The following is a 13928-nucleotide window of genomic DNA, read 5'->3' as shown; positions in this document are numbered from 1 at the left end:
GGCGCAGTTGCTGTCGACGACACTTGATCGATCCGAAGCACTTGAACTCGAGGGAGCAGCGATGAACACCCGACTCGGACGCGGACTCGGTGCGCTGATTCCCAGCACACCTGCTCCCGGTACGACCAACAGCCTGGGGAGCAAGTCGAGCTCGATTCCGGGAGCGCCGCCCGTACCGGCCGGCCCCGAACTCGCCGCTGTCCCCGGCGCGGAGTTCGCCGAGATCGACGTCGAGAAGATCACCCCGAACCCGAAGCAGCCACGCAGTGTCTTCGACGAGGACGCGATGGCGGAGCTCGTGCACTCGGTCAAGGAGATCGGCCTGCTCCAGCCGATCGTCGTCCGTCGACTGACCGACACGACGTACGAGCTCGTGATGGGTGAACGCCGTTGGCGCGCGACCCAGTTGGCCGGCCTCACCACGATCCCGGCGATCGTCCGTGAGACCTCGGACGACGTCATGCTGCGCGACGCTCTGTTGGAGAACCTCCACCGCAGTCAGCTGAACCCGCTTGAAGAAGCGGCGGCCTACCAGCAGATGCTCGACGACTTCGGCTGCACCCAGGAAGTACTGGCCAGCCGGATCGGCCGCTCCCGCCCGCAGATCTCCAACACCCTTCGTCTGCTGAAGCTCCCGGCCTCGGTCCAGCGCCGAGTAGCCGCTGGCGTCCTCTCCGCCGGCCACGCCCGCGCACTCCTCGGCCTCCCCAGTGGCGACGCCATCGAGCGCCTCGCTCAGCGCATCGTCGCCGAAGGCATGTCGGTCCGTACCGTCGAAGAGATCGTCGCCATGGGCGACATGTCCGCCGACGACCCGACCCCAGCCCGCCGCCGCAACAAGCCGGTAGCCCCCCGCCTGGTCGACCTGGCCGATCGCCTCTCGGATCGCTTCGAAACCCGAGTCAAGGTAGACCTAGGCAAAACCAAGGGCCGAATCACCGTAGAGTTCGCCACCATCGACGACCTAGAACGAATCGTCACCCTGATGGACCCGAACAAGACGTCCACAGACTCCACAGATTCCCGCGAGTCCTAAGCCCGGCACCGGCCAGAGCGGCGCCACCCAGAGCGGCGCCAGGTACTCGGCGCCAGGTACTCGGCGCCACACCAGATCGTCCCACTCACGTTGGCGCGGCGCTCATCCGCTGCCCGACCCCCACGCCCTGTGGCATCACACCCGATGCCACAGGGCGTCGTGCTGCCTAGCTCTGTCGGAAGGCGGCTGAACTCCGGCAGCGGCTACCCAGCCCACCCGCTACTCCCCGCGACGACCGCCAGCGATCCTTGCGCTACGCGGCTACGCGGCTACGCCCGACGACCGTCGCTGCGGCAGGTGTCGCTACCGCCGGACCCTAAGCAGACGCGAGACAAAGTCGAGGCGGCGGGCCATCCGCAGGGCGCGGTCGCGCATCTGCGCCGGCCTGGTTAGGGACGGAGCTACGCAACCGCGCCAGACGCGAGCACAGCCGCCTGTGGTTGGGGCGGGTACAGGCGGTTGCGCGTATAGGCGCCAACCCGCAGGCGCCAACCGAGCAAGGCCGGTTGCTCCGGCGAGCGCACGAGGCATTGCCAACTACCGTGGCGGGCGCGAGGCGAGTAGACGTCCACTCCCACGAAGGCACGGATCGGCTCGGTCAGGACACGGGATCGGGGAAGTCATGCCGATTGGCTGGAACGTCTCGCCGGTGAGGTCAAGTCGGTCGCACACGCTGCGTGCGGTCCTCCCCAACCGGCGCACCTACCGGGCGCGGAATGCAGGTCTGCCAGCTGTCGACTGGGGGGGATGTTCGCGGGTGCGCGGCGTCGGCGATGTCCTTGGAAGTCCTCCGGCAGAAGGTCGGCGATGTTCCACTGGGCCCGTGCTCCCAGGGCGAGGAGGCCGCGGCGCCCAGGCACGCGGGTCAGGCAGGCGGGGCGGGCAGGGCGGGTCAGGCAGGGCGGGTCAGGCAGGCGGGGCGGGCAGCAGAGCAGGACGGGGCGGGCAGGCGGGGCGGGTCAGGCAGGCGGGCGGGTCAGGCAGGCGGGGCGGGCAGGCGGCCCAGCCTGGGCAGGGCAGGACGGGGGCGGGGGCGGGGCGGGTATGCAGAGCAGGACGGGGGCGGGTAGGACGGGGCGTGCAGGGGCAGCGGGGAGAACGGGGCGTGCGAGGTCGTGTTTCACGTGGAACGTCTAGGTGATGGCCGGTACCTGGCTCGGTCTGGCTGGCCTCAGCGGTGGGGTCAGGTGCGCTGGGCGGTCGTCTCGACCATCGACCTGCAGTGTTGCTCGCGATCTGGCGGCGAGCGGTGAAAGGACGGAGACCGCAGCCGCACGGTTGGGCGCCGCGAGCGGGCTGCACCCTGGGCGCCGGGCTCGGCCGACGGACTGGATCCGGCTGCACCCTGGGCGCCGGGCTCTCCGCTCGGCTGCGTCGTCTCGCTGCCGCGTCTGGAGGCGAGCCCGCTGGTGCTGGACGGGGTCGTCTCTGGCGTCAGCCGTCAGCCGTCAGCCGTCAGCCGTCCGGCTGGGTCCGGCTGTGTTGTTTCGTTGCCGCGGCTGCAGGCGAGCGCTGATGCCGGACGGGTCGTCTCCGGTGGCAGTCGTCGGGTTAGAACGGGCTGGCGGCTTTGATCTTCTTGATTAGGGGAGTGAGGTTGGTGGTTAGTTCGTCTACCTCCTGGGGGGAGAGGCAGGTGTAGGCCGGGGCGGCTAGGGCGTCGGTTAGGTCTTCGATGTCCGTTCTTAGTTTGCGGCCGGCTGGGGTGAACCAGCCGTCGTTGCCGATCAGGCCGCGCTGTTGGAGGCCGTTGATGACCTCTTCCAGTTGGTCGTCGGTGAGCGGGTCGAGGCGGCCGAAGTCGCGGGGCTTCATGTCCCAGAAGAGCGCCATCAGGACGTGCGACTCCTGGCCGTTGATGCCGTTGGCGACCAGTGCGGCCAGGTGGCCGTCGCCGCGGTGCTCACGAAGCAGGGTGGCCGCGTGCCAGAGTCGAGCGAGCGGCTCGTCGGGTACGGGGAGCGAGCGGAGCCCGGCGAACAGCATCCTGCCCTCGACGGGCGCGCTGACCGCGGCCTTCATGAAGAGATCGGCGGCTCGCGCGATCACCGGGCTGTCGGCCAGGTCGCCGAGGATGCCGCGGAGGGCCGCCACACAGCCGCGCTGCCGGGCGGCGAGGACGGCCTCCGGTGTGGCCACCTCCCAGACGCTGGGGATGCACGCAGCGACCTCACCTGGCGCGAAGTTGTAGAACAGTGCGTCCACGACCTCGGCCGGCACACGTCCCAGCGGCGCTGAGCGCGAGGCGAAGTACAACGGCCAGTACCCCTCATAGCCGAGCGCCTGGAGCTCCTCGTTCGGCTCGTCGGCCATGTAGGCGACCTCGTGAATCGGTACGAACAGATCCTTGAGTTGCTGCGCCACGTTCTCCATCGTCCGTACTCCTCGCCTCGAACCGGACCGTCGCCGGTCTCTCACTCTGTCTACGAACCGCCTCTCGCCCTTTCGACATTTGTGCCCAAACGCTTTCTGAGGAACCGGACCCAGTGCGGAGTAGCGCTCAGCACACACCGCTGGGATTTGTCGACATGACTACTTAGCGACCTATCGGCCCGATGTTTCACGTGAAACCCGGGACTCAGGGCTCAGGGGCGAGTGGCTTTGATGACGTAGTACGCCGGGAGCTGGGCGGCCGTGGGGCCGAGGCCTGAGTAGATGTCGGGGGAGGGGGACTCGGTGAAGGCGTCCAGGCGGAGGCCGGCCGTGAGGAGGGCCATGACTACGTCGCTGGTGGGCCAGATGAAAGCGTTGAAGGGTGGCGGGGCCGGGGTATCGCGGGCGCCGGTGGGGAGTTTGGCGTTGTCGGTTTCGGGGCGGGGTGTGGTTCGGCCGAAGTAGTCACCGCTAACCGCCAGGTGGTTCTCACCTCGGACGGCCAGGACTTCCCAGATGGGGTGGTGGTCGGCGAGGAGCATCGAGCCGCCGGGACGGAGGCGGGTGGTGAGGATCTCGGCCAGGCGGTTCAGGTCGGGGGCCCAGCAGATGGCGCCCCAGCTCAGGTAGATGAGGTCCAGGTCGACCAGGTCGGGTGGCAGGTCGTACATGTCTGCGCGACGGAAGTCGGCCGGTATGCCTGCGACGGCGGACTTCTGCTGGGCGATGGTGATGGCGACATCCGAGATGTCGATGCCGATCGCGGTGGCGCCGAGGGTGGACCAGGAGAGGACCTGGTCGCCGCAGGAGCAGGCGAGCTGGAGAACGCGTCGGCCGCGGACGTCGCCGGCGAGGGCCAGTTCGAAGTCTTCGAGGGCCAGGCCGCCGTCGCGGAAGAACTCGGCGGGTTCGCCGTGACGGGAGGGGGCGATCCGGTTCCAGCTGGCGCGGTTGGCTTCGGTGAGGTGCTCGAAGGAAGCGTTCATGCTGGTGAAGCTAGGTCAGTGCTGGAGTTGAAGCACTGCATTTATGGCCGAGCACGAGGGGACGAGCGACCTGCTCAGTTGCGGTTGAGCTCGTGGCTGACTTTGCGCTCGGCGTAGAAGGACAGGAACGGGATGGTTCCGGCCAGTGCTACCAGGACGAGGCGGGGGAGGCTCCAGCGGACTCGGCGGGCCAGGTCGAAGGCGCCGAGCAGGTACACGACGTACAGGAAGCCGTGCAGCGGGCCGACCACGTTCATCGCGGAAGGGTTGTCGCCGAAATACTTCAGCGGCATCGCGACGAAGACCAGGACAAGCAGCATGACGCCGACGATGTAGGCGATCACGCGGTACCGGGTGAGTGCGCCCTTCACGGCCGGGGACAGAGCGGACGTGGCGGGGTCTGCGGGGGAGGTCACGCTGAAACGGTACCGCTCGACTCCAGCTCGCCGGACGCCTGGTCCGCCTCGCCAGTACGACGCTGGCCGGCGTCGTCGGAGTCGGGTTGGTCAGGTTCGTTCGAGGCCGGTTCGTCGGAGTCATCGGAACGGTGGGCGTCGAGGACCATCCGGCCCCACATCCACAGGGTGAAGGCGGCGAAGATCCACCACTGGAAGGCGTAGGCGACGTTGCGGAGGCCTGCGTGGTCGGTCGGCGGGGACGGGGCGGGCACGATCGCGGGTGCCAGAGCGGCAGCCGATGACGCAGCCGGCTTGTCGATCGAGGAGAGGACGACGAAAGCGTCGTAGATGCGGTAGTCCACCAGATCGACGATGGTCGGGATCCGCAGCGACTGCAGGGTGCGTCCCTTCGCGGCGTCACCGGAGGCATCCTGGGCCTCGGACTGTGCGACGGCGCCAGTAAGCTCGACCCGGCCGGTCAGCGGCTTGACGGCAGGATCCGTGACGGTCGGCACCCAGCCACGGATCACCATCACGGCACCGGTCGAGCCGTCCGCGCTCCCGGTCGAATCCAGCATGACGGGCGAGACGACCCAGAAGCCGTTCTTGTCGCCCAGCCGGCGGTCCGAGATGTAGAGCTGGTCTGCAGCAGGACCCCACGTCCCAGCAACAGTCACCTTGCGCCCGACCGCCTTGGAGGTCAGCCCTTCGTCGATCGAGAAGAGAGTCTGAAGCGGTACCGGCGCGCCCTCAGCACGCTTCGCCGTCGCCGCCGCGGTCTTCGAGTGGTAGACGTCCAGCTGCCACACGCCGAGCACCGACATCGTGGCCGCGATCGCCAGGGCGAGCAGCAGCAGGGCGATCCAGCGCGGGGTGAAGACCGTTCGCCACAAGGGTCGCGCCGACGACGGGGAAGCAACAGGCGAAGGTGGAGGCGCGACAGACATCAGAGGAGACTCAACGAGCAGCGGCCGCGGCCAGCAGATCGCGGCACAGCACTCCGAGTTCGATACCGGCTGCCTCAGCGGCCAGCGGTACCAGCGAAGTCTCGGTCATCCCCGGAGCCACGTTCACCTCGAGGAACCACGGCACGCCATCGGCGTCGACGACCAGGTCCGAGCGCGACAGATCCCGCAACCCCAGGGCCGTGTGCGCGGTCACCGCCGCCGCAGCGCACGCAGCAGCCACCGAGGCCTCAAGCCGAGCCGGTACGACGAACTGCGTAGCGCCGGCCGTATACCGAGCCTCGTAGTCGTAGAACCCAGAATCCGGCCGAATCTCCACCGCCGGCAACGCACGCGGCCCATCACCCGTGTCCACCACGGTCACGGCCACCTCGACGCCATCGACGTACCGCTCGATCAACGCGACCGGTCCATAGGCGTAGCAGTTCACCATCGCCGACGGCAGCTCATCCGCCGCCCGCACGATCGAAGCTCCCAGCGCTGAACCACCACGGGCAGGCTTCACCACCAGCGGCAGCCCGATCCGTCCGATCACGGCCTCCATCAGCGCAGCGGCGCCCAGCTCGCGGAAGGTGTCATGGCCAAGGACGACGGAAGGCGGCGTGTGCAGTCCGGCGGAGGTGACCATCGTCGCGGCCACCGGCTTGTCGAAGGCGGTCCGGCAGGCTTCCGCGTCGGCACCTACGTAAGGCACGTGGTAGAGGTCGAGGACCTGGCGGAGTGCGCCGTCCTCACCAGTGACCCCGTGCAGGACCGGGAAGACCGCATCGGGTGGGTCGTTGCGCAGGCGCTCCACCAGGCTGGCGTCGACGTCGCGTTGCTCGACCTCGACCCCGACGCTACGGAGGGCGTCGGCGACGCGTCGGCCGGAGCGCAGCGAGACATCCCGTTCGTGCGACAGTCCGCCGGCCAGTACCAGCACTCGACCCAGATCACTCATAGAAACTTCCCGATCGCTAGTAGGCGACTTCCGGCGGGCGCCGGTCCCGAGGCCCATTTGAACGGTACCGCCATCACCGGCCGTCTATGACCGGTGCCCAGTAAATCCTTAACTAAGCTCTGGGCCGGGGGCGTCGTAGTCACGACCCGCGCCGGGCTTGAGCGGACCGAACGTCTGCCGCAGCTCGAGCTCCTCGTTGATCACCGCGGCGAGCCGGGCAACCCCTTCGGTGATCCGCTCGGGCGTCGGGTGACAGTAGGACAGCCGCATGCACTGAGAGCCGAAACCGTCGGCGAAGAAGGCGGTGCCGGGAACGTACGCGACCCGGGCGGTGACTGCGCGCGGCAGCATCGCCTTGGAATCAAGGCCTTCGGGCAGCGTCAGCCAGACGTAGAACCCACCACCAGGCCGGGTCCAGGTCGTTGCCGCAGGCATCTTGTCGGCGAGGGCCGCGAGCATCGCGTCCCGGCGCTCGCGGTACATCTCGCGGAACTGCTTCACCTGACCGAGCCAGTCGTGCCGCATCAGGTACGACGAGATCGCGAGCTGACTGAAGACCGGCGGGCACAGCGTCGCCGACTCCTGCGCCAGCACGAGTTTCTCCCGCACCGCATGCGGCGCCACCGCCCAGCCGACCCGGAAGCCAGGAGCGAAGGTCTTGGAGAAGGAGCCGAGATAGATGACCCCTTCACGATCATCGGCCCGCAACGCGCGCTGCGGCTCACCGTCGAACCCGAGCAGTCCGTACGGGTTGTCCTCGAGGATCAGCAGATCGGCGCGCTGACAGATCTCCAGCACGCGCCGGCGCCGCTCGTCGGACAGCGAGATCCCGGCCGGGTTGTGGAAGTTCGGGATCGTGTAGAAGAACTTGATCTTCTTGCCGGCCGCCCGGACCGCGGCGATCGCCTGCTCCAGCGCCTCCGGCACCACACCGTCGTCGTCCATCGCAACGTGAACGACCTCACACTGGTACGCCCGGAAAACACCCAGTGCACCGACGTACGACGGGGCCTCGCAGATCACCACGTCACCGGGATCACAGAACACGCGAGTGACCAGATCGACCGCCTGCTGGCTACCCACAGTGACGACGATGTCGTCCGGATGGGCCTCGATCCCCTCGAGCTTCATCACGTCGCAGATCTGGTCGCGCAGCGTCGGGTCGCCCTGGCCGGAGCCGTACTGCATCGCGACCGCGCCGTTGTCGACCACCAGATCGCGGACCGCGCTGCCGACCACATCGAGCGGAAGCCCTGCAATATTGGGCATTCCGCCCGCCAGTGAGACCACCTCGGGGCGGCTGGCGACCGAGAACAGCGCCCGGATCTCCGACGCGGTCATACCCTTGGTCCGTGCTGCGTACCGGTCGACGTAGTTGTCGAGACGGGTCTGCCGGACATCAGGCAGGTCAGCACTCACGGAGCGGCTCCAAGAACAGGCGACGAGGGGCATGCCGGGGAAGGCACCAGGCTACGCCGAAGTAGCCGAGCGTGTTCGCGTGCCCGGACTGCCGATCGGCGCCACCTCTCACTACCATGCCTTATAGGGGCAGGTTCGACCATGGTGCCGACTGGTGGCTGAGACGGCCGCCGGCCCTGGGGCACCACCTGGAGTGCGGTGGAAGGCGGGATCGGATGAGCATGGGCAAGGCGATCGGATTGGCGCTGGGCGGACTGCTGTTCGGCGTCCTGGCCGGGTTCGCGGGGGAGCTGTTCAGACGGCAACCGGCCGCCAAGGTGCAACAGAGATACGTCGCCCCTGAGGCGGCAGAGACCCCCGACGCCCGCACCCCGGCACCGGCCGCTCGGTGATCCTCCCGGTGCGCTGATGGCACGACGGCTGGAACCGCTCACGCTCGCCAACCTCGACGAGCTCCCGGTCCCCTGCCGTTCCTGCGTGTTCTGGGAGCTTGACCCGGTCGCCGCGCGACAGGCGAGCCGTACCGGCGACACCCAACTGGAGAAGGAAGCCTGGCTCTCCCAGTTGCTGCTGGACTGGGGTACTGCCGGAGTCGTCCTGTACGTCGACGACGCACCCGCCGGGTTCGCCCTCTACGCGCCGGCGGCGTACCTGCCCCGGATCCAGGCCTTCCCGACCGCACCACCGAGCCCGGACGCCGTAGTACTGGCGACCGGCCGCATCCTGCCCCGGTACCTGGGCATGGGACTCGGCAAGGTCCTCATCCAGGCCGTCGCCAAGGATGTGCTCAAGCGCGGCTTCCGGGCGGTCGAGGCCTTCGGGGACTCGCGCTGGGACGGACCGGGCTGCGTCTGGCCGACCGACTTCCTCCAGGCGGTCGGGTTCGGCGTAGTACGGGAGCATCCGCGCAATCCGAGGCTGCGGCTCGATCTGCGTTCGGTCATCACCTGGCGCAGCGAGATGGAGGCAGCGGTCGAACGCCTGATGGGCGCGATCCGCCCCGAGCCAGCCCGCCCCGCGCCGGCCGCGGTACGCGACACCCTGACCCGCAAGCCGTCATGATCTACCGGGTGCTGGCCGACCTGGTCGCGATCGTGCACGGTGCCCTGCTGGTGTTCTTCCTCATCGGCGGCTTCCTGGCCTGGAAGTGGCGGCGGGTGATCTGGGCGCATCTGTTCGTCGGCGTCTGGAACCTGGCGATCGTGATCCTCGACTTCGGCTGCCCGGTGACGGCGCTGGAGAAGCACTGGCGGCGCGAGGGCGGCGAGCAGCCGTACCCCGACGGCTTCATCCAGCACTACATCGACGGCACCCTCTATCCGGCCGGCTACACCTGGGTCGCGGAGAAGGTCGGCTTCGCGCTGCTCGTCATCTCCTACGTCGGCCTGTACTTCGTCAGCCGGCGAACCAGGGATCGTTCAGTGGAGACCCGGACGTGATTCGGCCCGTTCGTCCCCATACTGGTAGCCGTGTCCAGTCATGGAACCGTCGTCCAGGACCCGGTCGAGGCGTATCTGACCGGTCTGAGTCGCGCGCTGCGAGGTCCACGCCGGCGTAAGGCCGACCTGCTGGCCGAGGCGCGGGACAGCCTCGTCGACGCGACCGAGGCGTACGAGGCCGATGGACTGAGCCCGGCCGAGGCGGCTGAGCAGGCGGTGGCCGACTTCGGCGACCTGGACGAGGTCGTGCCGGGGTACCGGGCGGAGCTGGGGATCGCGCAGGGGCGGCGTACGGCGGTACTGCTCCTGCTGGTGATGATGGCTCAGCCGATCATCTGGAAGGAGGGCGTCTGGTCCTGGAACCAGCACCCCGACGTGGACAACCCGGTGGTCGTCTTCCTCAACCAGCTCGTCATGGCGGTCGGCGGACTGTCGATCGCGGGTGGTGTCCTGGTCCTGCTCGCCACCGGCATCGGGTTGCGCTACCCAGCGATCCGCGACCGGGCGGTGAAGGCGACCGCACGCTTCGCGCTGGCTAGCTGCGCCTCGGTGAGCCTCATCGCTGTGTTGCTCAGTACGGCGAGTGCCCTCGCGAACGGCACCGGCGCCGTCGGCCTGCTCGTGGTGGGCGCGTTCGTCGTCGGCCCGCTCGTGCTGGTCAGCCGCTCAGCTCACCGCTGCCTGCGGCTGGCTTAGGCCGCAGCACGCCTTCCACGACAGCCCGGAAGGCGTCCCACTCGGTTTTGCCGGTGGCAAGCATCTTCTGGCCGGCCGACGTCAGCTGGTACGTGCGCCGCTTGCGCCCGCTCACCGTGCTCCACTCGCTGGCCAGGTAACCGGCTCGCTCCAGCCGCCTGAGCGCCGGGTACAGAGTGCCGGTCGGCAGGTCCAGTACGCCGCCACTGCGCTCGAGCAGGGCTTCCATGATCGCGTAGCCGTGCAGCGGCTCTGACTCGACCACGGCCAGGATCATCGGGTCCAGATGTCCTCGGAGCGCATCCGCCTTCATGTAGGCAGTCTACTCATAGAAGTGCTACCGTCGTGATCTATAAGTAGATCGGCTACATGTAGGGAGCAACGATGGTGCAGCGGGTGGCGGGGTGGGCGATGCGGCGGGCGGGACTGGCCGTCGTACTGTGGCTGGTCGCACTGATCGTTGTGACCGCGGGGGCGACGCTGATCGGGAGCGCCTACAAGAACACGAACTCACTGCCGGGGACGGACTCCCAGCGGGTGATCGACATCTTCCGCGAGCACCAGCCGGAGGGCGCGACCGACTCGGTCCAGATCGTCCTGTACGCCGAAAGCGGCCTCACCGCCGTCAAGCCCCGGATCGCCGGCATGCTGGCCCAGGTCGGCGCGCTGCCACATGTCGCGGCCGTCGCCGATCCCTTCACGGCCAAAGGCTCCCTGTCGACCGACGGCAAAACGGCCTACGCGACCGTCGACCTCGATGTCGCCGCGGCCGACATGCCGGCCGAGGACGTCCGGACGATCATCCACAAAGCCCAGGGGATCGCGACCGATGGTCTGCAGGTCGAGCTCGGCGGTGACCTGGTCCGCAGCGCAGAGGAGAGTGCGGGCGGAGCCTCCGAAGGCGCCGGAATCCTTGCTGCCTTGGTGATTCTCGTCTTCCTCTTCGGCTCCCTGCTCGCCGCGAGCCTTCCGGTCCTGACCGCCGTCTTCGCCGTCGGCAGCACCCTCGGCCTGCTGGTGCTGGCCTCGCATGTCTTCACCATCCCGAGCTACACCGCCCCGGTGATGATGCTGGTCGGGTTCGGCGTCGGCATCGACTATGCGCTGCTGATCTTCTCCCGGTACCGCGGTGAGCTAATCAAGGGCGCCGACCGAGCGAACGCCGGGCGGATCGCCCTCGACACCGCCGGCCGCTCGGTCATCTTCGCCGGCTGCACCGTGGTGATCGCCCTCCTCGGCCTGCTCGCTCTCGGACTCGGCTCGCTGCAAGGTCTCGCGCTGGGCGTCACGGTCACCGTACTGATGACGATGCTCGCGGCCGTGAGCCTGTTGCCCGCATTGCTCACGCTCTTCGGCAAGCGGATCGAGCGCAGTATCCGCAAGCACGCGGCGAAGTCGCGACGGCACCCAGGCGATGGCTGGCGCAAGCTGGCGACGGCGGTCCAGCGTGGACCGTGGGTGCCGCTCGTCCTCGGTACGGTCGCGCTCGTCGCGCTCTGCTTGCCGGCCCTCGACCTGCGACTCGGGTTCGCTGACGCCAGTACGGATGCTCCTGCGAAGACCAGCCGCAAGGCGTACGACCTGCTGGACGGAGGATTCGGCGCCGGCTTCAACGGTCCGCTGATTGTCATGTCGGAGGGGAGTGCTGACGCGGCCAAGCAGCTGAACGCCTTGCTGGCAAAGGATCCTGGCATCGCGGCCGTCACCCCGCCGCAACCGCTGGCCGACGGCACGGTCTCGACCATGCTCGCCTTCCCGACCTCCGGGCCGCAGGACAAGGCGACGAGCGACCTCGTCCAACGCCTGCGCGACGAGACGCTGCCGCCGCTCGCGAACGAGACGAAGGCGACCTACCTGATCGGTGGATCGACCGCGGCAGCTGATGACTTCGCGAGTGCGGTGAGCAAGCGGCTGCCGATCTTCGTGCTGGTCGTCGTCGGCCTGTCCGCCCTGCTGCTGATGGCGGTCTTCCGCTCGCTGCTGATCCCGCTCAAGGCAGCACTGCTCAACCTGCTCAGCATCGGCGCCTCGCTCGGCGTCATCACGCTGGTCTTCCAGCACGGCTGGTTCGGCGCGCAGCAAGGGCCGATCGAGGCCTTCGTGCCGGTGATGATCTTCGCGATCGTGTTCGGCTTGTCGATGGACTACGAGGTGTTCCTGGTCTCGCGCATCCACGAGGAGTGGCGGCGGACCGGTGATGCCCGGGAGGCGGTGCGGGAGGGGCTCGCCAACACCGGCAGCGTGATCACGGCCGCCGCGGCGATCATGATCGTGGTCTTCGGCGCCTTCCTGCTCAGCCCGGACCGGATGCTGAACCAGTTCGGTCTCGGGCTGGCAGTCGCCGTTCTGCTCGACGCGTTGCTCATCCGCTGCGTGATCGTCCCGGCGGTACTACGCCTGATGGGCGCGCGTGCCTGGTGGCTGCCTCGCTGGCTCGACCGGCTGCTCCCGGTGATAGCGCTCGAGCGGGAGGAGCCGGCTGACGTAGTACCGGCTGAACTCGTTCATTCTTAGCGATAGCGCGGGGCTTGCTCAGACGGTGAGTTGGCCGAAGTGGAGCATGCCGGTGGAGGCGTCCTGCTCCGGCGGGAGGTAGACGCGCTGGATCGCGACCACGATCGCCTCGGCGATCACGTCGCGGAAGGCCGGGTCGGCGAGCCGGGACGAGTCGTGCGGGTTCGTCACGTACCCGATCTCGAGCCGGACCGCAGGCATCTTGGTCCGGCGCAGCAGGTCCCAGGTCTTCTCGTGGGTACGGCAGTTCAGCAGGTCGGTGCGAGCAACGATCTCCCGCTGCACCAGCCCGGCGAACTGCTCGCCCACGCTGGACGACGCGCCGTGCAGGTCGTTGCCGTAGTAGTACGTCGCGATGCCCTGCGCTTCCGGGTTCATCGACCCGTCGGTATGCAGCGAGACGCACAGATTCGCGTCCGTCTCGTTGGCGAACGCGGCCCGGGCCAGCTCGTCCGGCCCTTGATCCCGCCCACGCGAAAGATAGGCCCGTACGCCGGTAGCGCCCAGCCGCCCCTCGATCCGGGAAGCCAGGTCGTACGCGACATCCGACTCGCGAAGGCCGAAGCCCTCCCAGCCGTAGTCGAAGCCACCGTGGCCGGGGTCGATCACGACCGTCTTGCCCGACAACCGCGGGCCGGCCGCGCGAACGGCCTCCGATGCGCGCAGTGCGTCAGGCCGGCCGCCGGTCGCCATCGGGCGGATCCGCTGCAGGGCCTTGAAAGTCGACGGGCCACAGGTGCCATCGGCAGGCAGGCCCATGTTGCGCTGGAACTCGGTCACTGCGCGTTGGGTGTCGGCAGCGAAGATGCCGTCCACCCGGGCGACGGCGAAGCCCAGCTCCTGCAGTTTTGCCTGCAGGGCCTGGACGTCGTCGCCGGTGAGCGGGTGCGAGACGACGTACGTCAGCAGCCGGTCACCCAGCCGCCAACGGGCGTCGTCGATCGCGCGATACGTCTGCGGGCCGACGATGCCGTCGATCATCAGCCCGCGTTGCTGCTGGAACCCCCGGACGGCATGAGCGGTCGCTTCGTCGTAGACGTCGTGACCACCCGGCTGCAGCAGCCCCAGTCGCTGCAGCTTTCCGATGATCTCGGCGACAGCTTCACCGCTGTCGCCGATTCGGTAGATGCCTTGGGAGGCTGCCATCAATGCTCCTTGCCAT

At 68.4% G+C, this 13928-nt stretch carries 14 protein-coding genes; 6 read left to right on the top strand and 8 right to left on the bottom strand.

The features are described from left to right. The first annotated feature begins 61 nt into the window (after positions 1–61). Complete coding sequence (locus OHA70_RS11510; RefSeq protein ID WP_328331482.1) at positions 62–1036, top strand: ParB/RepB/Spo0J family partition protein; 975 nt, start codon at positions 62–64, stop codon at positions 1034–1036. Positions 1037–2587: 1551 nt separating this feature from the next. Here OHA70_RS11510 and OHA70_RS11505 read toward each other — a convergent pair. The 6 genes from OHA70_RS11505 to OHA70_RS11480 all read right to left on the bottom strand — a co-directional run bounded on the left by OHA70_RS11505 (position 2588) and on the right by OHA70_RS11480 (position 8117). After that, positions 2588–3409 carry an SCO6745 family protein gene (locus OHA70_RS11505; protein WP_328331480.1) on the bottom strand — a complete coding sequence of 274 codons (822 nt, stop codon included), beginning with the start codon at positions 3407–3409 and terminating at the stop codon, positions 2588–2590. Positions 3410–3621: 212 nt separating this feature from the next. Then, positions 3622–4395 carry a class I SAM-dependent methyltransferase gene (locus OHA70_RS11500; RefSeq protein WP_328331478.1) on the bottom strand — a complete coding sequence of 258 codons (774 nt, stop codon included), beginning with the start codon at positions 4393–4395 and terminating at the stop codon, positions 3622–3624. A 74-nt stretch (positions 4396–4469) separates the two neighbouring features. Further along, a complete protein-coding gene (locus OHA70_RS11495) occupies positions 4470–4811 on the bottom strand; it encodes a DUF3817 domain-containing protein (protein WP_328331476.1) in 342 nt (113 codons plus the stop codon). Then, positions 4808–5740, bottom strand: a complete 933-nt coding sequence (locus OHA70_RS11490) for an SURF1 family protein (protein WP_328331474.1) — start codon at positions 5738–5740, stop codon at positions 4808–4810. The genes OHA70_RS11495 and OHA70_RS11490 overlap by 4 nt, the downstream gene beginning before the upstream one ends. Before the next feature lie 10 nt (positions 5741–5750). After that, entirely contained in the window at positions 5751–6698 is a 948-nt protein-coding gene (locus OHA70_RS11485; protein WP_328331472.1) for a D-alanine--D-alanine ligase family protein, read from the bottom strand. Positions 6699–6806: 108 nt separating this feature from the next. Beyond that, entirely contained in the window at positions 6807–8117 is a 1311-nt protein-coding gene (locus OHA70_RS11480) for an aminotransferase-like domain-containing protein (RefSeq protein WP_328331470.1), read from the bottom strand. A gap of 215 nt (positions 8118–8332) precedes the next feature. On the opposite strand from OHA70_RS11480, the gene OHA70_RS11475 reads away from it, so the two are divergent. Genes OHA70_RS11475 through OHA70_RS11460 form a run of 4 tightly spaced genes read left to right on the top strand, consistent with a single transcriptional unit; the run spans position 8333 to position 10252 of the window. Beyond that, positions 8333–8509, top strand: coding sequence for a hypothetical protein (locus OHA70_RS11475; protein ID WP_328331468.1), 177 nt, complete (start codon positions 8333–8335; stop codon positions 8507–8509). A gap of 16 nt (positions 8510–8525) precedes the next feature. Next, positions 8526–9179 (top strand): GNAT family N-acetyltransferase, encoded by a 654-nt coding sequence (locus tag OHA70_RS11470; protein ID WP_328331466.1) that lies wholly within the window; start codon positions 8526–8528, stop codon positions 9177–9179. Beyond that, on the top strand, positions 9176–9556 hold the full coding sequence (locus OHA70_RS11465) for a DUF2784 domain-containing protein (protein ID WP_328331464.1): 381 nt from the start codon (positions 9176–9178) through the stop codon (positions 9554–9556). The genes OHA70_RS11470 and OHA70_RS11465 overlap by 4 nt, the downstream gene beginning before the upstream one ends. Positions 9557–9586: 30 nt before the next feature. After that, complete coding sequence (locus OHA70_RS11460) at positions 9587–10252, top strand: permease prefix domain 1-containing protein (protein WP_328331462.1); 666 nt, start codon at positions 9587–9589, stop codon at positions 10250–10252. On the opposite strand, the gene OHA70_RS11455 is transcribed toward OHA70_RS11460, so the two are convergent. Beyond that, a complete protein-coding gene (locus OHA70_RS11455; RefSeq protein WP_328331460.1) occupies positions 10215–10565 on the bottom strand; it encodes a PadR family transcriptional regulator in 351 nt (116 codons plus the stop codon). The genes OHA70_RS11460 and OHA70_RS11455 overlap by 38 nt on opposite strands. Before the next feature lie 71 nt (positions 10566–10636). Between OHA70_RS11455 and OHA70_RS11450 the strand changes: the two genes are divergently transcribed. Beyond that, the gene (locus OHA70_RS11450) at positions 10637–12766 is read left to right on the top strand and encodes an MMPL family transporter (protein WP_328331458.1); all 2130 of its coding nucleotides are present in this window, start codon (positions 10637–10639) and stop codon (positions 12764–12766) included. An 18-nt stretch (positions 12767–12784) separates the two neighbouring features. Here OHA70_RS11450 and OHA70_RS11445 read toward each other — a convergent pair whose 3' ends face one another. After that, the gene (locus tag OHA70_RS11445; protein ID WP_328331456.1) at positions 12785–13912 is read right to left on the bottom strand and encodes an N-acetylmuramoyl-L-alanine amidase; all 1128 of its coding nucleotides are present in this window, start codon (positions 13910–13912) and stop codon (positions 12785–12787) included. Positions 13913–13928: the final 16 nt, after the last annotated feature.

The organism is Kribbella sp. NBC_00382, from assembly GCF_036067295.1.
Lineage (GTDB): Bacteria > Actinomycetota > Actinomycetes > Propionibacteriales > Kribbellaceae > Kribbella.
The sequence above is the reverse complement of the archived record's forward strand: the minus strand, read 5'-3'. Positions and strand labels throughout refer to the sequence as shown.